The sequence below is a fragment of the Spirosoma migulaei genome, assembly GCF_054776855.1.
In genome coordinates, this window is record NZ_BAAHBG010000027.1 from 309,230 (window position 1) to 333,424 (window position 24,195).

Annotated in this window: 18 protein-coding genes; 6 read left to right on the forward strand and 12 right to left on the reverse strand. The window is 47.9% G+C overall.

Annotated elements, in window-relative coordinates; all coding sequences use genetic code 11:
- On the reverse strand, positions 1–2,606 hold a 2,606-nt coding region (locus tag ACYVGO_RS26195; RefSeq protein ID WP_460971805.1), incomplete at its 3' end, for a CotH kinase family protein.
- Between the two features lie 440 nt (positions 2,607–3,046).
- On the opposite strand from ACYVGO_RS26195, the gene ACYVGO_RS26200 reads away from it, so the two are divergent.
- A complete protein-coding gene (locus tag ACYVGO_RS26200; protein ID WP_460971806.1) occupies positions 3,047–4,294 on the forward strand; it encodes a S1C family serine protease in 1,248 nt (415 codons plus the stop codon).
- Positions 4,295–4,494: 200 nt separating this feature from the next.
- On the opposite strand, the gene ACYVGO_RS26205 is transcribed toward ACYVGO_RS26200, so the two are convergent.
- The 6 genes from ACYVGO_RS26205 to allB all read right to left on the reverse strand — a co-directional run bounded on the left by ACYVGO_RS26205 (position 4,495) and on the right by allB (position 10,253).
- Positions 4,495–5,727 (reverse strand): M20 family metallo-hydrolase, encoded by a 1,233-nt coding sequence (locus tag ACYVGO_RS26205; RefSeq protein WP_460971807.1) that lies wholly within the window; start codon positions 5,725–5,727, stop codon positions 4,495–4,497.
- A 92-nt stretch (positions 5,728–5,819) separates the two neighbouring features.
- A complete protein-coding gene (uraH, locus tag ACYVGO_RS26210) occupies positions 5,820–6,155 on the reverse strand; it encodes a hydroxyisourate hydrolase (protein WP_460971808.1) in 336 nt (111 codons plus the stop codon).
- A complete protein-coding gene (uraD, locus tag ACYVGO_RS26215; RefSeq protein WP_460971809.1) occupies positions 6,152–6,658 on the reverse strand; it encodes a 2-oxo-4-hydroxy-4-carboxy-5-ureidoimidazoline decarboxylase in 507 nt (168 codons plus the stop codon). The genes uraH and uraD overlap by 4 nt, the downstream gene beginning before the upstream one ends.
- Positions 6,659–6,777: 119 nt before the next feature.
- Entirely contained in the window at positions 6,778–7,524 is a 747-nt protein-coding gene (allE, locus tag ACYVGO_RS26220; RefSeq protein WP_460971810.1) for a (S)-ureidoglycine aminohydrolase, read from the reverse strand.
- A 26-nt stretch (positions 7,525–7,550) separates the two neighbouring features.
- A complete protein-coding gene (locus ACYVGO_RS26225; RefSeq protein WP_460971811.1) occupies positions 7,551–8,816 on the reverse strand; it encodes an allantoate amidohydrolase in 1,266 nt (421 codons plus the stop codon).
- A gap of 78 nt (positions 8,817–8,894) precedes the next feature.
- Positions 8,895–10,253 carry an allantoinase AllB gene (gene allB / locus ACYVGO_RS26230; RefSeq protein WP_460971812.1) on the reverse strand — a complete coding sequence of 453 codons (1,359 nt, stop codon included), beginning with the start codon at positions 10,251–10,253 and terminating at the stop codon, positions 8,895–8,897.
- A 64-nt stretch (positions 10,254–10,317) separates the two neighbouring features.
- Here allB and pucL point away from each other — a divergent pair, with 64 nt between their 5' ends.
- Positions 10,318–11,163: a factor-independent urate hydroxylase gene (pucL, locus tag ACYVGO_RS26235; RefSeq protein ID WP_460971813.1), complete on the forward strand. Its 846-nt coding sequence runs from the start codon at positions 10,318–10,320 to the stop codon at positions 11,161–11,163.
- 180 nt (positions 11,164–11,343) lie between these two features.
- Here the strand turns inward: pucL and ribA are convergent, their stop codons facing one another.
- From ribA to topA, 4 genes are all read right to left on the reverse strand, one after another.
- A complete protein-coding gene (gene ribA, locus ACYVGO_RS26240) occupies positions 11,344–11,856 on the reverse strand; it encodes a GTP cyclohydrolase II RibA (RefSeq protein WP_460971814.1) in 513 nt (170 codons plus the stop codon).
- Between the two features lie 93 nt (positions 11,857–11,949).
- Positions 11,950–12,648, reverse strand: coding sequence for an SIR2 family NAD-dependent protein deacylase (locus tag ACYVGO_RS26245; protein WP_460971815.1), 699 nt, complete (start codon positions 12,646–12,648; stop codon positions 11,950–11,952).
- 136 nt (positions 12,649–12,784) lie between these two features.
- Positions 12,785–15,088 carry a glycoside hydrolase family 20 protein gene (locus ACYVGO_RS26250; protein WP_460971816.1) on the reverse strand — a complete coding sequence of 768 codons (2,304 nt, stop codon included), beginning with the start codon at positions 15,086–15,088 and terminating at the stop codon, positions 12,785–12,787.
- A gap of 415 nt (positions 15,089–15,503) precedes the next feature.
- Complete coding sequence (topA, locus tag ACYVGO_RS26255) at positions 15,504–18,155, reverse strand: type I DNA topoisomerase (RefSeq protein ID WP_460971817.1); 2,652 nt, start codon at positions 18,153–18,155, stop codon at positions 15,504–15,506.
- 285 nt (positions 18,156–18,440) lie between these two features.
- Here topA and ACYVGO_RS26260 point away from each other — a divergent pair, with 285 nt between their 5' ends.
- Positions 18,441–19,316 (forward strand): DUF4349 domain-containing protein, encoded by an 876-nt coding sequence (locus tag ACYVGO_RS26260; RefSeq protein ID WP_460971818.1) that lies wholly within the window; start codon positions 18,441–18,443, stop codon positions 19,314–19,316.
- A 118-nt stretch (positions 19,317–19,434) separates the two neighbouring features.
- On the opposite strand, the gene ACYVGO_RS26265 is transcribed toward ACYVGO_RS26260, so the two are convergent.
- Complete coding sequence (locus ACYVGO_RS26265) at positions 19,435–19,905, reverse strand: Lrp/AsnC family transcriptional regulator (RefSeq protein WP_142773029.1); 471 nt, start codon at positions 19,903–19,905, stop codon at positions 19,435–19,437.
- Between the two features lie 109 nt (positions 19,906–20,014).
- Between ACYVGO_RS26265 and ACYVGO_RS26270 the strand changes: the two genes are divergently transcribed.
- The 3 genes from ACYVGO_RS26270 to ACYVGO_RS26280 all read left to right on the forward strand — a co-directional run bounded on the left by ACYVGO_RS26270 (position 20,015) and on the right by ACYVGO_RS26280 (position 24,093).
- Complete coding sequence (locus ACYVGO_RS26270) at positions 20,015–21,472, forward strand: CoA-acylating methylmalonate-semialdehyde dehydrogenase (RefSeq protein ID WP_460971819.1); 1,458 nt, start codon at positions 20,015–20,017, stop codon at positions 21,470–21,472.
- 116 nt (positions 21,473–21,588) lie between these two features.
- Complete coding sequence (locus ACYVGO_RS26275; protein ID WP_460971820.1) at positions 21,589–22,935, forward strand: aminotransferase class III-fold pyridoxal phosphate-dependent enzyme; 1,347 nt, start codon at positions 21,589–21,591, stop codon at positions 22,933–22,935.
- Between the two features lie 102 nt (positions 22,936–23,037).
- Positions 23,038–24,093, forward strand: coding sequence for a nucleoside hydrolase (locus ACYVGO_RS26280; RefSeq protein WP_460971821.1), 1,056 nt, complete (start codon positions 23,038–23,040; stop codon positions 24,091–24,093).
- The last annotated feature ends 102 nt before the right edge of the window (positions 24,094–24,195 follow it).

Sequence of the window (24,195 nt, forward strand, 5' to 3'; positions counted from 1 at the left end):
ATGTTAGGCGGATAGGTGCCTGCTGGCGTAGTGGGCGAGAAACTATCAAATCGATACTCGCAAGTACTTAGTCTGTATGCTACCGGTTTGCCAGTTAAGGAGTTGTCAATATCAAAAAGGGCATTGAGGACTCGGTTTGCGGTAGGATTGAAACTATAGGCAGTGTCGGTCGAAATGGTAGCTCCGTTCTCCTGCCAGGCAATAAATCGGTATCCAACACGCGGTTTGGCAACAACCCGAACCGTGTTACCCTGAAAATAGACGCCACTCCAGGGATACGGGTTAGTGGCTACACCGACGGTAGTAGGCAAAATGTCGATTGTATTGATTTTAACATAGCCCTGTGTAGCATCAGACACTGCCAGGGTAATAGTCCGATTAGCACTAAGACCAAATCGGGCGCGCATGTGATCACGTACAGCGGCCGGGCGTTGCTGCAGGAATGTACGGACTGTATTCATATTCGTAAGCCATTTAGTAACCGAGTTGCCGGTCTTCCATCGGGCAAAATGTTCATCCATATAGGGTTGATAATCCTGCTGAAACGTAGTGAGTAGATCGGTGGTTCGGGTAGGGTTAAAGGTTGTATTCAGCAGGTCGGCAAAGCGGTTAATGAAGTACGATTTGTAGGTAGTCACCTCCAATAGCCGACGCAAAAAGCGTGTGTACTCGGTAACGTCAGTACCATAACCAGAAGTTGAAGTGGCGCGATCAAGCGAATTGGACGTATATCCGTTCCCTGCGCCCAGTGTCCAGTCCATATCGTTCATCATCCAGCGGAAACGACCATCATGGCCTTTAGGTGCATTGGGCAGATACTGGCTGGTTCGTTTGCGCCAGAGTTGCTGATTGTTGTAGGGCCAATCGAAATTCCCTGAATAGATTTCAGAAATCTGATAATCCGAAAAACTCTCTACATCCATTTGGGTATTCACAAACGTATAATCGATGGTAGGTGACCCTACAAAGTGATCTTTAAGGGCGTAAAATTTTGTCAGATCACCGTTGTCAGCAACGTAGGCCCCATAATCGAATTTAATCACATCAACACTATCTGGGTCAACGTTGAAGTTTCGATTCAGATAGTATTGATCATACCTTTCCATTAGGTTATGAACACCCCAATATTCGCCATTCATAAACACAACACTTGGGCGATTTGATTGGGTCTCAAACGGCAGATGCCGCACCATTGTCTGCATATACGAATCGATCAGGGTTGTAAAATCCCAGTCGTTACCACCACTGCGGAGCAATAATCGATTGTAAAACTGATTGATAGGTCGATTGCTGAAAAATGGATAACTGAAATCGTCGTCCCCATATAGTCGCACAGCTTTGCGCGGAACAGACCGTGAGCAACCACCATTGATAGCAATATCCGCCCGTTGATTAAGGATCGAACTGCCATTCAGAAAAAACTGAACGTATGACGGCCGTTCCCAGTTATCTCCCGTGTTTGAAAAGTTACCAGGTGTACAGAAAATAGTTTCGGCTGTTGGATTCGTCGCTCGCCAGCTTTCGAATGTTGAGCCAGCCGTATAGATACCGTTCGAATAGGCAAATAACGATTTCTCATTGGTACTGATTGAGATAACCGGCAGATTTCCGTATCGTGTTGCAGGCGCAATAAAATACGTTTCCGACACGATGTCGCTTATCAGTGCATTTGCCTTATAAGCCACCGCCCTTACTACAGTTCCCTTAAAAACCGGCGTAGTTGGCGCGTAATAAGGTGACGAATTGAATGTAGATGATTTAATAGATACTTTATTGGGCGAACTGGTTTGGTCGCTAATCGATAAAGGGCTGGAATACGTTAATGACTGGTAGCTCCCGTTCAACAGTGCTCCATTGCCCTGTCCAGGGTGTTCAGCGTAGTTATTTTTATACTGATAGGTATTGGGGCCGGGGCTGGCAGGATCGGGTTCTGAACCATCCAGCGTATAGTAAATGGTAGCTGTGGGATCAGGCGAGGTGATACTCAAACTAAAACCCGACGGGTAGAAGCCCCCCACCTGCGAGAAAACCGGCGCACTCAAGACGCTGGCATAGCCCGTTTTGGCATTATTGCTCGCTCCTGGGCTCGTATTGTTGATGGTGTTGGTACGCTGAAAATAAAGCCAGGTAGTTGAGCCGTCGGGCTTTCGTCCCCAGGAAACATCGGTACGCTGCGGGCCAAACGTTACCTGATCAACTACCGTAATGCCATCCGGTCGTACCAAACTAAGCATTTCTCCATCGGCAGAAAGCTTGAAGCCAACATGTAGTGGCCCCCGGCTGGTAACATCACTAGCCCAAAGCACCAGAAACCCATTGGCTGGAATGATAGTCTGCGACGAGCCGGTAGGCAGGCGATATTTTGTTAGGGTAGCATTGTCGGAAAGGTAATAGCCCGCAATGTTAACAGTTGTGGAGTTCGGATTATAGATCTCAAACCAGTCTTCATACGAACCCGAAGCGTCGGTAATGGTTCGGGCATTGGAAGCCATTAGTTCATTGATGTACAGTTGCTGAGCTGTGCTGGAAAAACCTTGTACAACGAACAAAGAGGTCAGTAGCACATTAATTAACCGTTTTATGAAAGGATGTGGATTATTTTTCATTTTTCGTGAGTTTTATCAATCATTATGCCCCATATCGGCACAAAACCCACGCCATCTTTAGTTCTTGCCAGATATATTTATCCAAAGGCATGAATCAAAAAATCATCTTTACGCATAGCACAAGGGTGATTTTTACCTAAAAAGGAATTATTTATACAAAACTATTCCTACAATTTTTAGAACTGTGGGAATAGTTTTTCGTTTTACAAAGCTAAATTTTCTTTAGATCCTTACGCCAGAGGATGTGACTAATACTGACATTGCAGCGTCCTTACAGTAGTACATTTCAGGCTAATCTAAGGGGTAGGTACCCTCACAGATCGAGGCTTAAAAACATCAAAAATAGTTATCACTAACTATTGAGACTGGCTCCAAACCGATTGACTTTTAATATTTAAAACACCAGATAGGGAATCGAAACCCGCCCATCTCACTTATTTATGAAATTATCATCAATTTTGTCAATAGCCTGTTTCCTATTGGTTCTTGTTGCCTGCGGCCCTCGAAGAATGCCTGTTGAAGATGTTATAGCGCAGGCCGACACATCAGTTGTTGAAGTGCGTGGCTTTCAGGCGAATAACCGCAGTATGCTGGGAGCCGGATTCATCATTGACTTGAAAGGCCTCATCGTTACCAACTACCACGTCATCCGCGATGCCGAACGTATTGAGGTGACGTTAGCAAATGGCCAGACTTACCCAGTATTAGGCATTGTAGATTACAATTACAATGATGTTGGTTATCCCGATTTCGCTATACTCAAAATTGATGTTTCGACTGACCTACCCGCCCTACCTCTAGGCAACGACAAGGCGCTAAAGCCTGGCGAAACGGTGGTAACGATCGGCAATCCAATTGCCTATGCCCACACGCCGTCGGTGGGTAATTTCGCCCAACATCGTCAACTCGATAGTGTGTCCTATTTACAAATAAGCGCCCCTATTTCGCATGGCAATAGTGGAGGGCCTTTACTGAACCTCTATGGCCAGGTGATTGGTATGAACACCATGATCGATGAACGCGGGCAAAACCTCAATTTTGCTCTATCCGTTCAGTACATCAAAGATGCTCTTGACAAAAACGGACATTCTGTTCGATTTACAGTTGGCGAGGTTCTGGCTTTGCAGAAAAAACGGGATGAGAAGCAGTTTGAAAAACTGTTTACGAGCTACGTGCATCCGGAGAAACTATTTTCCATGCTGTATCCCCGTGGCTGGCAAACCTACCAAAGCGATGGCTGGCGATATGGTACTGACCCGGATACCAGTTATGTACAGACCAGTATATTTGCCCCCGAAGGTGCCTATAATCCTGAGACTGGCTATTTGGCCGGTGGCATTCGGGTAACCTTCTACCGCCCCCCTAGTGGCCGGATCTGGACCGGAATTTTGACTCGTTGGCCAGCAATATTCAGGCGCCGTACCCTGGAAGCAAATAATGGATTTGCCTTTACGGATTCGGCGGTAATTAATGTTGATCAGATACCGACCCGTCTTTATACGGCCATCGGCCGCAATGAAAATGTTAGTGAGATTGAACTGGATCGGTTTATTGTATCGGCTCAGCCCAACTATCTGCTTTCTGTCGAACTAGCTTGCCCCAACAGTCAGTCGCAGGCTTATGATACGTATTATCGAGCCATTTTACAGTCCTTCCAATTCGGCCTGGAGGGAGGTTCGTTGCCGTAGATAAATCACAAAATTTAATGAACAATGTAAAATGAATAATGAGCAATTTGTAACTTGTTAGTAAAGGTTTTTTCTAGAAACCGGTCTACACAAAAGTCCTGCCTACTTATTCATTATTCATTATTCATTATTCATTATCCATTATCCATTATTCATTATCCATTATCCATTATCCATTTACATTATCCCTTCAGTCAGCATCAGCCCACAATTTTCAAAATAGTCTGGTATAATACTTCACTTCCCAAAGTCAGATCTTCGTAGGATGCATATTCCAGCGGATTGTGACTGATTCCGTCTTTACAGCGCACAAAAATCATTCCATAATCGCAGGCTTCCGACATCACCAGGGCATCGTGAAATGGGCCACTAACCAGTTCGGGGGCATCCAGACCTAATTCCATACAACTGGCACGGATGGTATCTTTAATCCAATCGGCACAGTAGCTTGATTTTATATCCGTATCGACGGTCAGCTCGTAGGATAAGTTATGTGTTTGCGTAATGTCAGCAATGGCTTCGTTTAATTGACGCTCGCAGGTATTGCGACGCTCCATATCGATGTCCCTGAACTCCATGGTCATGCTGACAGTCTCGGGAATAATGTTCCGGGATGCTGGAAATACGTTCAACGTTCCAACGGTACCCACCGTAGGCGCGGGTGCAAACTGCGATGCGATCTCGTTGACGGCCACCACTACTTTGGCGGCCCCTACCAGCGCGTCCTTTCTGAGGGACATTGGTACCGAACCGGCGTGTCCGGCCATACCTTTCAACTGTAAGCTCATCAACAGCGGGCCAGCAATGCCGCTTACAATACCGATGGGTTTATTGGATTGATCCAGCACTGGCCCCTGCTCGATGTGCAGCTCTAAAAAACACCAAATGCTGCCGGGGGCATATTCGTCCTCCTTAAATCTGGTAATGTCGCAGCCAAAGTCAAGCAGGGCCTGCTCGCGGGTTATACCGTCTTTGTCTTTTCGTTGTAGCTCCCCGGCTTCCAGTTTCCCCAAAATACCTCTCGACCCAAAAAGGCCTTTATTGAATCGCCAGCTCTCTTCATCGGCAAAGGCAATGACATCGATACTGGTTTCGGGAATAATACCCTGCCCGGCAATGGTACATACGGCTTCAATCGCGCACAATACGCCTGCAATCCCATCGAAGCGCCCTCCGTAGGGCTGTGTATCCAGATGTGAGCCTGTCATCAAAATTGGCGCATCCGGATTTTTGCCAGCAAGCCGACCAATTAAATTCCCAAAGCTATCGATGCGCACTGTCAATCCAGCAGCTTCCATCCAGCCTTTGGCGTGCTCAAACATCTTTTTTTCCAAAGCCGAATGAGCCGGTCGACACATACCGGTTTCGCCAATTTTTCCGAGCTCACTCGAAACTTCAAAGAAATGCTGTAGACGTGCTGGGTTGATGTTCATAATTAATGGATAATGGACAATGTAGAATGAATAATGGATAATGCAGGTTCCTGGGCCATTATTCATTCTACATTATTCATTAAAAATTCAAATCACGACCCTCGATAGGTCGAATAACCAAATGGGTTTACTAACAAGGGGACATGGTAATGCTCGCCGGTGGTAATGGCGAAGGTAATTTCGATAAATGGATAAAAGGTTGCCACGCCCAGTTGTTCGAAATAGGCACCCGTTTCAAAACGTAGTTTATAGGTACCCGTTGGCAAGACCGTTTCTTTGGGCAGTAAATTACCAATCCGGCCATCTGAATTAGTTACCCCGCGGGCGATTTCTATCCATTCCCGCTGTTGATGGTATAAGACAATACTCACGGCTTCTGCGGGTTTACCGCGGGTCGTATCGAGGATGTGGGTGGTTATAGCGCTCATGAAACCAGAAGTTTTTCCAACCGAATTTTAGTGATCTTATTCTGCTCCTGCATCGCAATCTGGAGTTCGTCTTCTGGCGAATTCAGTAACCTCGACTCCAGTCTATTCAGCATTTCTTCGGCCGATTTTCCGGTGGCGCAGACGATAAAAATATAGCCAAACTTTTCTTCATAAAATTGATTCCCTTCGGCCAACATTTCCAAAACACTCACCGACGCCGTCGAAACGCCCGCCTGTTCACCCTCGGCCCAGGATGCCGTTGACGCGTACTTTTCGCGCAGGGAATTAATGTCGCCTATTTTGGGATGATGGCCGAAGGCTTCTCGCCAGTCGCTTTCAGCTAGGGAAAACCAGATAACCTCAGCCTGTTCAAACAGACTTTCTTTGGTCTCAAACGGGAACAAGTTGGCCAGCTCGTTCACCCATGTCGTTGATCCACAGCAAGTAAACAGAGCCTCTTTTAGTTGAGGGATTGGCAGTTGATTTAATTCAGGCAGTGTCATATAGAACGCAGATTTTTATGATCAATATGATTTAAAAATTCAAATACACTATTACTTCATGTTGTTGTAAAATCAATACCACTCCTATAAATCATAAAAATCTGCGTTCTGTTATCTCTTTAGATTGTCGTTGGGAACCGATTCACGTTTTTGTAGTAAATGTACACCGCGGGTTCTTTGCCCATTGCCGTGAACCATTGCTGACAGTACGGCGCCATCCAGATTGAATCGCCTTTTTTGATCGGATACCAATCCTGATCGAGCATGTACACGCCCTGCCCTTGCAGGTAAATGAGGCCATGTTCCATGATGTGGGTTTCGACCAGCGGCAAGTGTCCGCCGGGATCGTAGGTGAAAATATTCACGGCCATGTCGAACGATAAATCATCGGGTAACAGCACCTGCAACCGTAAGGCTGGATCGCCCATGTAACTGGGCCCTGCTATAGTTGCCGCATCGCCGAACAGCACCGACGGAACGTTGTAGCCTTCCAGTTTTTCGTAGAGTTTATGGAATGTCAGCACTTGCGTACCCGCTTCCGGATTATCAATCAGATAGTCGTTGCCTATAGGAATATACACAAACTGGCCCGTTTTCAGCGTTTTTTCCGTCCCGCTCACCGTTGCCGTGCATTGGCCACTGATGACATAGAAAAATAATTGAGATTGTTTGGTTGTACCAACGAGTTTACCGTCTTCCTTCAGTGTAATGAGTGTCTGGCACAGGTTAGCGCCCATTTGCTCATTGATGATGACGTTTACCGTACAGTTGTCCCAACCAGGTACGCGACTATTGATGTAGCCATCGGGGCTAATGACGGCGTGGTTGCGCTTAACAACGGACCGGGTAAGTGCTGAAATTTCCATATGTTTTACTTTCGAGGTAATTTTTGTCAATCCTCCTGAGGTCGGAATGACAAAAAATTATCAATAAGGTGGTTTATAAATCGATCAGCAACCTGAAGGGTAGCTGCCATATCACTTACTTCAACATCTTCCAACGGGTTATGGCTGATGCCCTTAAAACAACGCACGAATAGCATACATACCGGCGCAACCTGCGAAATCGGCACGCCATCATGCCCAGCGCCACTCACTAGGTCAATTAATTCATAACCAGACTCGTTTATCGACTTGGCTAGTAATTCAGTCAGTAGAATGTCACACGCTACTGGATCGGTTTCCTGAATAAGATTCCACGTAACCGGAACGCCCCGTTTTTCGCCAATGGCATAACATGCCAACTGTAACATTTGGTAGGCCGACGCTAAAACGGTCTCATCGTTGCTCCGTACATCCAGACTGCAATGTACGTCGCCGGGAATAACATTACTGGCGGCATTCACTACATTTAGTTTACCAACCGTAGCCACCAGATGCTGTTTAGTTGTGTTCCCAAACCGTTCGACCTCCAGAATGAATTCGGCAGCAGCACAGAGCGCATCCTGCCGCATATCCATGGGCACGGTTCCAGCATGGCCAGCCATACCCCTAAACTTAATTTCCACTCGTTTTTGACCCGCAATGGCTGTCACAACCGCCACAGGCACATTTCGTTCGTATAGAACAGGTCCTTGCTCTATGTGTATTTCAACATACCCTAGCCAATCGTCAGGCGCAATCGCATCGGCAGGCAGTTGATCGATACCACAACCAATTGCCTGAATGACTTCGCTCAGTGTCGTGCCCGACTCATCTTTTTTAGCCAACAGGCTCGTATCAAACGAACCGGCAACGACTTTACTGCCCAGGTATGTCGTATGAAAGCGAACACCTTCTTCATCGCTGAAGGCAATCAATTCCAGATGAAACGGCAGCGCTTTACCCGATTGGCGGAGTTGTTCGAGTAAATCCAGCCCCATGATTACGCCCATCGGGCCGTCGAACTTTCCGGCGTTCACGACCGTATCCATGTGCGAGGCAATGACAAACGTTTTAGCGCCCGCTATTGAACTTGTTAACCGGCCTCTGACATTACCAATGGCATCGACCCGCGTTTGCAAGCCAGCAGTCTGCATCCATCGCTGAATCAATCGACTTCCCTCCTGAAACGCTACGGTCCCGAACGTACGGGTTACGCAGGCAGGATCATCACTGATTGCTGCCAGTTCGTTGACCTTGTTCAGTACGTTCTCAGCTCGGAGCAAGTAGTCGATCATAACGTTCATGTATAGATTTATTGTCCACAGAGCGGTCCGCCGATGCGGCACAGAGAACACAGAATTGTGTTGTGATGATTAAAACTCTGTGGTCTCTGTCCCTCTGTGTTTAATAAATTTTCCGGAGTTCAACACAACAAAGCTTCCATCCTTAAAAACCAGTTCACCCCCCAGATACGTTTGCTCGACAACGCCGTATAACTCTTCTTTCAGATAGGGCGTCATTTTATGCTTGTGTTGCAAGGAATCTGTTGAAACGACAAACGATTTTTCAGGATTCCAGACGATTAAATCGGCATCGTAGCCTTTTGCAATTCGCCCTTTTCGATGATCCAATCCCGCTAATTGTGCCGGTTTTTCACTCAGCCACCTGGCAATATCCGTTACCATGAAACCGCGTTGGCGGGCAGCTGTCCAAAGCACGGGCAAAGCTAGTTGCAGGGACGCGATGCCCCCCCAGGCTTTCATGAAATCACCACTTTCCATCTGCTTCAAATCGGGTGGTGCGGACGAATGATCAGTAGCGACAAAATCAATGATTCCAGAGCGCAACGCTTCCCATAATTGGTCGTTATTTTCTTTTTCGCGGATGGGTGGCGCACATTTAAACTGCGTTTGCCCATCCCGAATGGTTTCAGCAGTGAAATACAAATAATGCTGCCCCGTTTCGACCGTGAGTGGCAAGCCTTTTTGTTTCGCTTTGTCAATGGACTCAATGGAATTAGCCGACGACAAATGGACAATATGCGTCCGGCAATTGTAGTCTTCGCAAAGCCGAATCATCCTATCGATGGCTTTATCTTCCCATTCTTTCGGTCTGGAAGACAGGTAGTTCGCGTATGAACGAGCATCACCAGTGGCCAGTTTTTCGTCCGTCGATAATTCACAATGAACCAGTAGAGGCAACCCATGTTTTGCAATAATTGGCATCGCTTTTCGCAGGTCGGCTTCTGTCACATTCGGGAAATCGTCGATACCGGAGTGGGTTAGAAACGCTTTGAACCCCAATAAGCCTTTATTGATCAGCTGTTCAATCTCGTCCGTATTGCCCGGCACAAGGCCTCCCCAGAAACCACAGTTCGTATGGAGTTGTCCTTTAGTGGCCGCCATCTTCTGGTCGAAAGCCTCGGCAGTTGTCGTTACTGGCGATGAGTTCAAGGGCATATCGACCAGCGTGGTCAAGCCACCCGCAATGGCGGCACGCGTGGCCGTGTTGAAACCCTCCCAATCTGTTCGACCGGGTTCATTAATGTGGACGTGCGGGTCAATGACGCCCGACATCAGCACACGATCTCCGATGTCGATGACTTCGGCATTGAACCCTTGTGGTACTTCCGGTAGAACATCAGCAATCAGACCGTCTTTTAGTAAAACAACGGCTTTTCTGATTCCTTCTGGCGTACAGATTTTATTTCCTTTGATGGCACGATCGATCATACTAAAAATAGAAAATTAATTTCTATACTAGAGGTCAATACTACCCAAAACAGCCGAAACAACCATGAAGCTCACCTTGAAAAAAAATGCGTACGGAAAGAATGCCGTGAACCTGTCAAAAATCATTCGGCACCCTAACTACCATGAATTCAGACAGATCTCCGTCAACGTATCGCTGGAAGGAGACTTTGAAACGGCCCACACGGTAGGCGATAACTCCAAAATAGTACCTACCGATACGCAGAAAAACACGGTGTATGCGCTGGCCAAAGAGCATTTTGTGGATTCTATCGAAAATTTCGGCCTCTATTTAGCCAATTATTTTATCACCAATAATCCGCAGGTATCGCAGGCCACCGTCCATATTATCGAGCATCCCTGGGCTCGCATGGCCTTCGACGGTGAGCCGCATCATCATGCCTATGTGGGTGGCGGTTCTGAAAAACGGACAACAACCTTAGTACAGACTACCGAAGCAATTCGTGTGACCTCGGGCATCAAAGATCTGCTGATTCTAAAAACAACCGATTCGGGATTTGAGGGCTACGTCAAAGACCAATACACAACCCTGAAAGAAACGGCCGACCGCATTTTCGCGACCCAATGCGAGGCCAACTGGGTGTACACTTCCCACAACCTTGACTTTACGAGTCTGTTCGGCAAAATCCGCGAAACGCTACTAAAAACCTTCGCGCATCACAAGAGTCTGTCGGTGCAGCAAACGTTGCTGGCTATGGGATCGGCCGTCTTGGAAGAGAATCAGGAAGTAAGCGAAATAAGCCTGATCATGCCCAACAAACACCACATCCCGTTCAACCTGGAGCAGTTCGGAATGGACAACCAAAACGAGATTTTCATCGCTACCGATGAGCCATACGGGTATATAACAGGAACGGTGACGAGGGAGTAAACTAATGAATAATGAATAATGAATAATGAATAATGAATAATGAATAATGAATAATGAATAATGAATAATGAATAATGAATAATGAATAATGAATAATGAATAATGAATAATGAATAATGAATAATGTACCAGACAATCGTTCATTGTTATCTGGATGACCTATTTATTTGCTAGTGCCGTTTACAATTCTGTTGCCTTGATGCCAACAACACGAATACCATATTTTGTAAGCGTATCTACTTTTTTGGGATTGTTCGTCAACATACGAATCGACTTAACGCCCAGTTCATTTAAGATTTCGGCGGCTACCCTGTAGTCTCTGGCATCTCGTTTAAACCCTACCGCTTCGTACGCATCGGCCTGAGCCAGCCCTATTCGTTTATACTCAACGCTTTTTAGCAAGGCAAAATGACCATTTCCTTTTCCTTCCTGATCGAGCCAAATCACGATGCCTCTTCCCTCCTGCTGAATAAGTTGCTGAGAAATTTCCATCTGCTCCCGGCAATCACATTCAATACTGTTAAACGCATGTCCGAACAGACAGGACGAATGAACCCGGCACAATACCTCTTCTGCCCCATCCACATCACCCATTAACAAGGCAATCGATTCGTTTTGCCCATCGTAAAAGAGAACTTCACGGTATTCTCCAAATTTAGTTTTCAGGTTTCCTTCAGCAAGTTTAACAATCATGATGGTACTGGGGAATAAAAGATTCTGTGGATTCTATTGATCCTGCGGAGCTTGTAGAATCAATAAAATTCACAGAATCAACTAGTTAATCAACTACTCTGTATCTGCCTTTGCCAATAGCGTTTCCGCCAACTCTGTCAGCCCGATGGTGGCTGGTTCGGCAATGAAGGTGACGTTCGGGCGTTTCTGCATGGTGGGCATGTTTGGGTCTACGACATAGATTGGCACGCCATTCCGAACGGCGTAGACCAGGCCAGCCGCTGGATACACATTTAGCGAGGTGCCCACAACAATGAAAATATCGGCCTCCTGGGTGATGTCTACGGCTACGTCCATCATGGGTACGGCTTCACCAAACCAGACAATGTGTGGCCGAAGCTGGGAGCCTTTCTTACAGAGGTCGCCCTGTTTAATCTCCCACCCATCAACATCATAAACCAATGATTCATCGAACGATGAGCGCGATTTAAACAACTCCCCATGCAGGTGAACCACCTTCGATGAACCCGCTTTCTCATGCAGATTATCTACATTCTGGGTGATAACCGTCACGTCATACTTCCCCTCTAATTTCACCAACGCCAGATGTCCCGCATTAGGCATTACACTAAGCGCCTGTTTACGGCGCTGATTGTAAAAATCCTGTACCAAAGCCGGGTTCCGCTGCCAGGCTTCGGGCGTGGCTACATCCTCGATCCGGTGATTTTCCCAAAGCCCGTCCGATGCCCGAAAGGTTGGAATCCCACTCTCCGCACTAATACCTGCGCCAGATAGAACAACGATTTTTTTCATACAATTAATAGTTAGGGAGAAAAGGGAGGAAGGGTAGAGAGGGAGGAAGAAAAATACCTTATCTACATAATTTTTCGTTCTCCATTCTCCCTTTCCTCCCTCTCTTCCCCTTCCTCCTTCCTCCCCTAATTTACACTTATTCCACAACAATTTCATCCGTGGCGAACCAGGTTTTTCCGCCTGCGTTGGGATGGCCTGCGGGGCAAATACCCGCGTTTTTCGCCCGGACACGTACATAACGTGCCCGCGCCGTCTTGAAGTCGGCGACAACGGGCAAAATATCCCAGGGGCCATTCAGATCATAGGTAACGGGCTGAGAAATAGCTTCCTTAAAGTCTTTCCCATCTTTCGAAATAGCTATGTCAACCGACGCTGGCGGGAAGCTACTGCTCATAATAATCTTCAAAAAATTCAGCGAGACCTTCGTCACACTCGTCACGTCGCCCAGATCGACCATCACATCCATATCACCGGAGAAACTAACCCATTGACGCCGATCCCGTGGGGTTTCTCCCCGAATACCGTCGGTCAGTTTGGTTGTTTTGGGATCACTATTCAGATCTGAAGCGATCGTATAGGTATAGGGTTTGTTCTTACCCTTATGAAGCGTAAAGGTTTGGGTAAGCCGTCCACCTGTGGGCGTCCCTCCAGTCTGAGTTACGGCCCGAATCGTTGTCGTTTTCGTGAGCGTGATGGGTCCGATGTATTCGGTACTTTTCTCGTTTGGTTCTTTGCCGTTGGTCGTGTAGAAGATACGACTGTCGGAGTCCAGTTTACTCAGACGCACCTGAATCTGGCCCTGCTCATTAGCCTGCGTAGTCGCCGAAATATCGAATAGTCGTTTCGCATAATTGACAGGAATAACATCGAGCTTAGGCAAGTGATTTTTTAGTCGCTGGGCAAAATCCTCGAAGTTATGCGGTCCCTGCTGCATCCAGCCAATTTCGGCCAGGGCAATCGCTCTCGGGAAGGTGGAATATTCAACCGCTTCCGGTGTGGGCAGGTATTCTGTCCAGACATTCCCCTGAACCCCCACAATGTATTTCTGTTCTTCGGCGGTCAATTCGGCGGGCATGGGTTCGTAGGCATAGACCTGATCCAGTGGCAGGTAACCACCAATCGCCAGCGGTTCGGTGGCCGGATTTCCCTGGTAATAATCGAGGTAACAGGTGCCGTTTGGCGACATCACCACGTTATGCTTTTGCTTAGCTGCCGCAATGCCACCCGCCGTACCACGCCAGCTCATGACGGTTGCGTTAGGGGCGAGTCCGCCTTCCAGAATTTCGTCCCAACCAATGATTGAACGGCCTTTGCTGTTCAGGAATTTCTCGATACGCCGGATGAAATAGCTTTGCAGTTCATGCTCATCTTTGAGGTTGTTTTTTTTCATCAGATCCTGGCAGAACGCGCTGTTTTTCCAGGCCGTTTTCGGGCATTCATCGCCACCAATATGAATGTATTTCCCAGGAAATAAGGCAATTACTTCGGTCAGTACATCCTGCAAAAAGGTAAACGTCTTCTCCGACGGGCAGTACACTTCTTCCGAAACGCCCCATTTAGTGGCTACCTGATAGCCTTTGGCAGGATCACAACCTAATTCCGGATACGATGCCAGGGCTGCCTGCGCATGGCCAGGCATTTCGATTTCAGGAACGATCGTTACAAACCGGCTTTGGGCGTAGCGCACTACATCCTTAATTTCTTCCTGCGTATAAAATCCACCCGATGGTTTTCCATCGAATTTCTGGGGATAATTCTCGCTATACTGACCAACGATCGATTCGGCCCGTTTGCTGCCAACCTGCGTTAGTTTCGGGTACTTTTTGATTTCGATCCGCCACCCCTGATCTTCAGTCAGGTGCCAGTGAAATGTATTTTGCTTGTGCATCGCCATCAGATCGATGAATTTCTTGACGAACGGCACCGGCATGAAATAGCGACCGGCATCGAGCATTAATCCCCGATAACCGTAGCGGGGTTTATCGGTTATGGCACAGGCAGGCATGGCCGCCGTGGCCGATTTGCCCGCTGGCAATAATTGCCGCATGGTTTGAGCCGCATAAAACAGGCCTTTGGTCGTGGCCGCTTCGGCAAGCACCTTCGTCGGCGTAACGGTCAGTTTATAGCCTTCATCGCCCAGAACCAGCTTTTTATTGAGCGTAAAAAAAATGTGGGGGGCTTTCGCTAGTGCAGGACTGGTTGGCGCAACAGATAGCGCCAAACCGTTCGCCGTTTTTACCTGACTGGCAAACAGTTGAGCCACCGCCTTAACGCTGGCATCCGTAGCCGGGGCAATCACAACACGTGTACTCGGAGAGACTGTAAATTGACCGTTTTGCCCGGAAAAACGAGCAGGGAATGGAATCAGATTATATTGATTGTCGGGGGTTTGAGCAAATAGTGGGGAGGAAAATAGCAAACAAATAAGCAGATGTTTCATGCGGCCAGTTCGGTAGCGGTTGGTTCAGTTGGCAAAATAGTGATGATTTTCCAAAGGGTATTAAAAACACAAAATACAGTGTTGCCCGTTCATGCTCGCTTATGGCGAGTGTGGCCTATGTAAAGGCCGTCCCGCCCGTAATTTCCCTCAGCTAAAGTTAGGAATACAACCAGCGTACTCATTTTAATTGGTTAGACATGGACACAACGGGCGGGACGCCCTTTGCATAGGCCACACTCGGCAAAGCCAAGCGTGAACGAAGGACGAAGTATTAAAAACAAAAAGCCTTCCGGTAGTGAGTTAGTTACTCATTACCGGAAGGCTTGTCATTCCGACCTTAGGAGGAATCTCAAACTTGACTAATATAAAAGTTGAGATTCCTCCTAAGGTCGGAATGACAAATTATCTTCAATTATTACTTCTTCGCAGCAGCTTTCTTGGCGGGTGCTTTGGCCGCTGGCTTCTTGGCAGTTGTTACTGTCGCCTTGGCTTTGGCCGGAGCTGCCTTTTTCGCAGGTGCCGGTTCGTCGCCCGCCAGTTTCAGGCAATCTTCGAGCGTTAAGGATGCGGGGTCAACGTCTTTCGGAATTTTGACGTTTCGCTTGCCAACCGCCAGATACGGCCCGTATTGACCATTGACAACTTTGACCGCCGGATTCTCCGGGAATTCTTTGATGTATTTATTCGCTTCGGCTTGTCGCTTGGCCAGAATCAGTTCTATAGCCCGATCCAGTGTCATACCCGCCAGCGATTCATTCCGCGGAATGGAGATGTATTTGTCTTCGTACTTCACATACGGGCCAAAACGCCCTTTACCAGTCGTAACAGGCTTACCTTCGTATTCTCCTATGGCCTCACTAACGGCTTCGGCACGCTTCTGCTGGATAAGCTGAACGGCACGGTCGGCGTCAATCGAATACGGATCGTCTTCTTTTGTGAGTGATACGTATTTGTCATCATGCTTTACATACGGGCCAAATTTGCCGATACCGATGGTCATGGGTTTGTCTTCAAAGAAACCAACCTCACGAGGTAACGTGAACAAGTCCAGCGCATCCTGCAAGGTGATGGTTTCAATCAGTTGACCATCGCGCAGGTTCGCATATTGTGGTTTCTCATCGTCGGTCGATTCACCGATTTGCGCATAGGCTCCGTATTTCCCCAGTCGTGCCGACACTTTTTTACCGGTTCGCGGATCGAGGCCCAGGTCTTTGGCACCTGTCTTGAACGAAACGATCGACGAGCCCTGGATGTCTTCGATGTTTTTATGGAAATCACCGTAGAAGCCTTCCAGCATGGTCTTCCAGTTCATTTTGCCATCGGCAATCTCGTCAAACTCCTTCTCAACCGTTGCCGTGAACTGATAATCGACAATGTCCGGAAAATATTCAACCAGGAAGTCATTGACCACAATGCCTGTATTGGTTGGGAACAGCTTGGCTTTTTCGGAGCCGAAAGTTTCCTTCCCGCTGGTTTCGCTGATTTTGTTCTGTTGAAGGGTGTACTCTGTATATTTCCGTTCCTGACCGGGTTTGTCCTGCTTAACGACATAGCCGCGGTTCACGATGGTCGAAATGGTCGGCGCATACGTGGACGGGCGACCGATGCCCATTTCTTCCAGTTTTTTCACCAGCGAGGCCTCTGCATAGCGAGGCTGTGGACGCGTAAACTTCTCGGTAGCTTTCATCTGCCCGAGATTCAGGCCTTGCCCAATGGTCAGTGGCGGCAGCATTCCTTTTGCATCTTCATCATCCTCATCGTCTTTCGATTCGAGGTAAACACGCAGGAACCCATCGAATTTAATTACCTCTCCCTGAGCAACCAGCTCATTTGGAAAGCTCTGGCCCGAAGCGGCTGGTGGCGTATCGACAAAAGGACTATCGTCAATATGCGTCTGGAATGTCGTTGTTGTTCCGTTGGCGAATTTAATCCCGATGGTTACAGTTGTGCGTTCGAGTTGAGCATCAGCCATTTGCGAGGCTATCGCCCGTTTCCAGATCAGCTCGTATAACCGTTTCTGATCACGGTCAGCACCAGCATTCCGGTCATTGAAATTTGTCGGACGGATGGCTTCGTGCGCTTCCTGCGCCGATTCATTCTTCGTCTTGAACTGGCGCGTTTGTATATATTTCTCACCAAACTCCGAACCGATCTCTGCCACAGCCTTATCGATGGCTTCGGTTGAGAGGTTCGTTGAATCTGTCCGCATGTACGAAATCTTACCCGCTTCGTACAGGTTCTGGGCAATCCGCATAGTCCGATCAACCGAATAGCTCAGTTTACGCGACGATTCCTGTTGAAGGGTCGAGGTAGTAAACGGTGGCGCAGGTGATTTCTTGGCGGGTTTAACCTCTAAATTTTTGATTGTAAATGTTGCTCCGATACAGGCTTCCAGAAAGGCCCGTGCCTGACCGGAGGTTGCAAAGTTTTTGGGCAGTTCGGCATTCAGGACTTTGCTGCCATCCACGATAAACTGGGCAGTAACCTTAAAAGACGATTTGGCAGAGTGCTTATCGATCTCGCGTTCGCGCTCTACAACCAGTCGCAGGGCCACGGATTGCACCCGTCCTGCCGATAGTCCTGTACTCCCACCTTTGATCTTACGCCACAATACCGGCGACAGTTCATAACCAACCAACCGGTCGAGTACGCGTCGGGCCTGCTGGGCATTCACTAAATCAACATCAATGGTGCGGGGCGATTTAATGGCATTCTGGATCGCGTTCTTGGTAATTTCCCGGAATACGATCCGCTTGGTATTGTCGCGCAGGCCGAGGGCTTCCTTAAGGTGCCACGAAATAGCTTCCCCTTCGCGGTCATCATCAGTCGCCAGCCAAACTTCATCCGCAGCTTTAGCGAGCGCCTTTAATTCACTAACTAATTTCTTTTTATCGGGCGAAATTTCGTAAGATGGCTGGAACCCATTCGTGACGTCCACAGCCAGCCCATCTTTGGGCAAATCGCGTACGTGACCAAAGCTTGACTTCACTGTAAAGTCCTTACCAAGATAGCCTTCAATGGTTTTCGCCTTCGCTGGCGACTCCACTATGACTAAGTTTTTCGACATAATCGATGTTCAGGTTGATACTGTCTCCGCTGCCATTTGACACGAATGGCCTACGTGGCCCGGGCCAAATATAGACGCAAAAGCACTGACTTATGCAAATACATAAGTTATATGCGGCAAACGTAAGACTGGTGATTAGTTATATTTATACAACAACATGTGGTAACGCATCGTTCGGCCCGACCCAATGAAATCCTTATTAATGAGCAAATAAGCCGTATTTTGGGTCGAATAAAAAACGAGTCAACACGTATGCAAAGTAGCCTGGGTGCGCATCTTAGGGTTATGAATTATTTTTTGACGCTCATCGTGCTCCTGACAGTTACGGGCTGCCAGTCGAAGCAGGAATCAGAACAAGCTTTGGCAGAGATTAACCTAACACCCCGTAGCATGGCGGCCTTAAAAGCCCCTTCTCCCGAGCAGGACCAATCCTCTCCTGATCAGGAACAGATGCCTGAATCGCCCACCGCTTCTCCCGCACAACCATCAATCGGCATCAATCGGAAGATCATCCGTAATGCGCAGATACGCATCCGGGTAAGTGATTTCGTAAAATCGGGGCAGGCTATTGAACAGGTTGTCCGTCAGAGCGGTGGCCAGATTACCAGCTCGAACGAAACCAAAACCGGTAACAGTATCGAAAACGCACTCGTTATTCGGGTGCCTGCCAGTCGATTAGATGCACTTCTGGCGTTGCTCTTGAAGGAGTCAATTTTCACTGATACCAAAACCATCACGTCGGAGGATGTGACGCGCCGGTACGTCGATGTGGAAGCCCGGATTCGTAGCAAAAAAGCGGTTGAGGAAACCTATCTGAAACTTCTGAAACAGGCTCGTTCAGTTGCCGATGTGCTAAAGGTTGAAGAGCAATTAGGGAAACTTCGGGAAGAGCGCGAGGTACAGGAAGCTGAACTTCGGCAGCTTAAGGATGAAGTAGCGCTGAGTACGATCAATCTGTCTTATTATCAGCAAACCGAAGTCGCCCTGAATCCAGAGGAACCTTTTTACGCCCAAATCTGGCGAAATTTAACCGACGGATTTCGATTGATGGGCGATGTATTAGTCGGCCTATTTTATTTCCTTCCCATTATAATCGTTGGCGCTGGCGTTGTCTGGCTATTTCTGCGCTGGCGCCGGAAACGGCGGAGTGCTGTCAAATAAATTGTTTTTAAACACAGAGGCACAGAGAGAAGCACGAAGAACACAGAGTTTAAAATTAAAGTTTTTTTCTCTGTGTTCTCCGTGCCTCCTCTGTGCCTCTGTGTTTAAAAAATTCCTTTTATTTCAGCAGGTTCAAATCAGGCTGGGCGTATTTGTATACTTTAAAATAGAGCGTTGTTTTCGTTTGATAAACACCCTCAATCGTGGATATTTCATTCACAAATTCTACTAAGTGATTGTTACTCTGACACATCACGTCCACTTCCAGATCGTAATCACCGGAGGTGCTGGCCAGGAAACTAACTTCAGGCTTCCTCGAAATTTCCTGCGCCACAGGCTCCTTTAACGTAGCCGGCCGAATATATATGGCAATGTGCGCATAAGCCCGAAAGCCGACCTTTTCCGGGTCCACCCGGCCGACAATACTAATTATCCCTTCTTCCAGTAACCGATTCAGGCGGGTGCGGGCGGTGCCGACAGATACATTCAACTGTTCGGCAATTTCTGTAAACGACATTCGCCCATCCTTCTGAAGACACGATAGGATGGCAAAGTCTAAATCATCCAGCGTTGTGTGGTTCTTCTCCATTTCCGTGATTTTGTTGCGTTAAAAATAATATAAATAGTTGACTGGTATCTATATAATTTTTAGTTTGCACTTCCTTTTTCTGCAAAATATGCAGACACACAACAAAACCATGAAGTATACTCCCATTCGGAACTACATAAACAGGCAGTTTGTCGACCCATCGACCGACCGAACGTTAGCGGTCATCTCGCCTGTCGACGGTACTTTACTATCGACCGTGCCGCTATCGACTGCTGCTGATTTAGATGCTGCCGTTCAAGCGGCCAAAGCTGCCTTCCCGGCCTGGAGCCGAACAACGATTAAGGAAAGAGTTCAGGTCTTTTTCCGGTATAAAGCCCTGTTAGAAAAGAACTTAAGAGAGTTGGCTTTATTAGTTCAGGAAGAAAACGGCAAAACCTACGATGAGGCCGTCGCTGAAATCGAGAAAGGTGCCGAACTGGCCGAATTTGCCTGCTCATTACCCCAGATCGTGACGGGCGAGATTCTGGAAGTAAGTCGTGGGGTTGAGTGCCGGACCGAACATGTGCCGCTGGGTGTTGTCGCCAGTATCGTGCCGTTCAACTTTCCGAGTATGGTGCCTAACTGGACAATCCCAAATGCGATTGCCCTGGGTAATTGCATGATTATTAAGCCATCCGAGAAAGTACCATTAAGCGTTGGCCGATTAGCCGAACTATTGCAGGAAGCTGGCTTGCCCGCAGGCGTTTTCAACATCGTTCAAGGGGATCGTGAGGTGGTCGAAGCCATCTGCGATCATCCGGGCATCGAAGCCGTTTCGTTTGTGGGTTCGACCAAAATTGCCAAAGCCGTTTATAAACGGGCAACCAGTAATTACAAACGCTGTCTGGCACTGGGTGGGGCAAAAAACCACCTCATTGTGCTGCCAGACGCCATTCCGGGCATGACGGCCCAAAACATCACGGCTTCTATGGCCGGTTGCGCTGGTCAGCGGTGTATGGCGGCTTCGGCAATGGTTGCCGTTGGGCCGGTGGATCATATTATTGCCAAACTTTGCGAAGAGGCACAAAAAATGGTGCCGGGCAAGAACCTCGGCTCAGTCATCAATCGCGAATCCAAAGAGCGCATCGAGCGCTATATTACGGAAGCCGAAAGTCAGGGAGCCAAAGTGCTGGTTGACGGTCGGAACCCGATTGTCGAAGGGAAAGAAAACGGCACCTATGTGGGTGCAACGGTGATTGACTATGTAACGCCCGATATGGCCATTGCCAAAGAGGAAATTTTCGGTCCGGTCATCAGCATCATGCGGACCAATACGGTCGATGAAGCGCTGGCTATCGAAAACGCCAATCCGTATGGAAATGCGGCTTCGGTATTTACCCAGAATGGCGGCATGGCGCGGTACGTGATCGATAAAGCCAGCGCCGGTATGGTGGGCGTCAACGTGGGCGTACCCGTTCCGCGCGAACCGTTCTCGTTTGGCGGCTGGAACGAAAGCCTTTTCGGTGTGGGCGACATCACCGGAAAAAGCTCCATTGAATTCTGGACTAAACTGAAGAAAAGCACCACAAAGTGGAATCCCGAAGCGGGGATAAATTGGATGAGTTAGACTAATTAGTTTGATGTTTGGAGTTTGACGTTCGAAGTTGGCTGACGCAAGAATGCTAACGCGCCAGCCAACTTCAAACTTCCAACTACGAACTTCAAACCATTAACAAAACCAAAATGATCGACACAGCAACGCTTTCCGAAACGCAGGAAGTCCTTCAGGACAGCTTCGATTACACTGTATTTGCCTGGAGCAAACAAAAGAATATTTCGCCGATTGCCGTGAAATATGCCAAAGGCGTTTACCTGTATGATTACGATGACAAACGCTACATCGACTTTTCGTCGGGCCTGATGAATGTGAACATTGGTCATGGTAATCAGCGCATTACGGAGGCTGTTGTTCGGCAAATGCAGGAAGTGAGTTATGTGACGCCCTACTGCGTGACCAAAGTTCGGGGGGAGTTAGGCAAGAAATTAGCCGAAATATGCCCCGGCGATCTGAACAAAGCCTTCTTTACGTTGTGTGGGGCCACGTCCAATGAAGCCGCGATTAAACTGGCTCGATTGTACACGGGACGGCACAAGATCATAAGCCGCTACCAATCCTATCACGGTGCTACATACGGTACATTATCGGTAGGCGGTGACCCCCGCAAACTACCCGACGATTCGCAGCAGGCACCTAATTTCGTGCATATCGATATTCCGTATAAGTATCGCTGGAATCACGACGAGGCAAGCATGCTGACGGATTCAGTTGCTCAGTTAGAGCGCGTTATCGCCTACGAAGGACCAGGTAACATTGCGGCCATCATGCTGGAAGGAGAATCTGGCACATCGGGCTGTTTGCAGTATCCGGTCGGCTACTTAGCGGCCGTTCGGGAAATCTGCGATAAACACGGGATTCTGATCATCATGGACGAGGTCATGAGCGGTTTCGGCCGAACGGGCAAATGGTTTGGCTTTGAAAATCATGGAATTGTACCGGACCTGGTCACCATGGCGAAAGGCATCACCAGTGGTTATATCCCATTCGGCTGCCTAATGGTGACGGATAAAATCGCGTCTCGATACGACGATACAGTTCTGGCAACGGGTATGACTTATGCGGCCCACCCGGTTGGTTGTGCGGCTGCGCTGGAAACGCTGAAAATTTATGAAGATGAGAATCTGATCGAGAATGCGGTCGAAATGGGCAAGTATATGGATGAGCAAGCGGCCATACTGATGGAAAAACATCCGAGCATTGGCGACTTTAGAAATACGGGGCTACTAGGCTGCTTTGAGCTGGTCAAAAACAGAACGACTAAAGAACCGATGGCTCCGTTCAATGCCAAGCCCGAAGAAATGTCCGTAATGAGCAAAGTAGCTGCCAAGATCAAGGAGCTAGGCATGTACACCTTTGTTCGCTGGAGTTACATTTTCGTGGCCCCTCCCCTCTGCGTTACCAAAGAGCAAATCGACGAAGGATTGGCAATTATCAGTGAGGCAATAAAAATTGCGGATGAATATGTAGCATAGAAAGTGGTGTTGGGCACGGTTTTCGCGGCTCTTTTCGGTATATATGATGATCTATCGATAACATGGATCGATCCTCGAAATCAACAACCACTCAACAACATTATGCGCACATCTAGACGCAAGTTTATCAGGGTACTTTCTTTGGGAACGGCTACGGCAATCTATCCTGCGGCAACGTTTACGTCGTTCGGAGGCATGCCAATCGCTGCCGATCCCGCAAAACGCATTATTCTCGATAGTGATACAGCTACAGACGATGCCCTCGCAATTCTTTTGGCAGTATCGTCTCCCAAATTGAAAGTTGAAGCGATCACCATTACCTGCGGCAATGTCGGTTTTGAGCAGCAAACGAAAAATGCGCTGTACACGCTTCAGGTAGCGGGCAAGAAAGGACAAATCCCTGTTTATAAAGGCTCTGATCGTCCACTGGTTCGGGAGGTTTTTGGCAATGCGACCTATGTGCATGGCAAGGATGGCATGAGCGATTCGTTTTTCCCGGATCCAGTTCAGAAGCCGGAGGCCGAACATGCGGTCGATGCGATCATTCGATTGGTGGAAAAGTACCCAAATGAGCTAACGATTGTTGCCATTGGCCCGCTTACCAATGTTGCGTTGGCACTGCAAAAAAAGCCAACCATTGCCAAACAGATTAAAGAGGTGTATTTTATGGGTGGTTTCTATAAGTTTTATGGCAACGTCAATCCACTAGCGACATACAATGCCTGGGTCGATCCAGAAGCCGCCCGACTTGTGTTTCAATCGGGCATCCCCATCCGGACAGTCGGGTTTGATGTGAGCGTCAAGAGTTCGGTCTTTACCGATGACGATTATGACAAAGTGGAAAAGCTGGGTACAAAATATTCCGATTTTTTCATGCAGATCAATAAGGTTCGTCGGAAGTACTGTAAAGAGCACCAGAAGATGAATGGCTCCAATCACCCGGATGCCATCACCGTTGCCGCTGTCATTGACCCTAGCCTCATTACACAATCCGTATTTCGGTATGTAGATGTTGAAACAAAGGGAGAATTGACAGTTGGCGCTTTGGCAATCGATGAACTTGGCGTCTGGAAAAAACCACCGAATACGAACATCAGCGTCGAAGCCGACGAAGCCAAGTTCAAGAAAATGGTATTTGATACATTGAAATTGAGTTAACAAGTTTGTAGTTCGAAGTTTGACGTTTGTAGTTATGTTATCCCGTACTATTCTACGAACTTCAGACTACAAACTTCGAACTAGAAACCTTAAACTACAAAA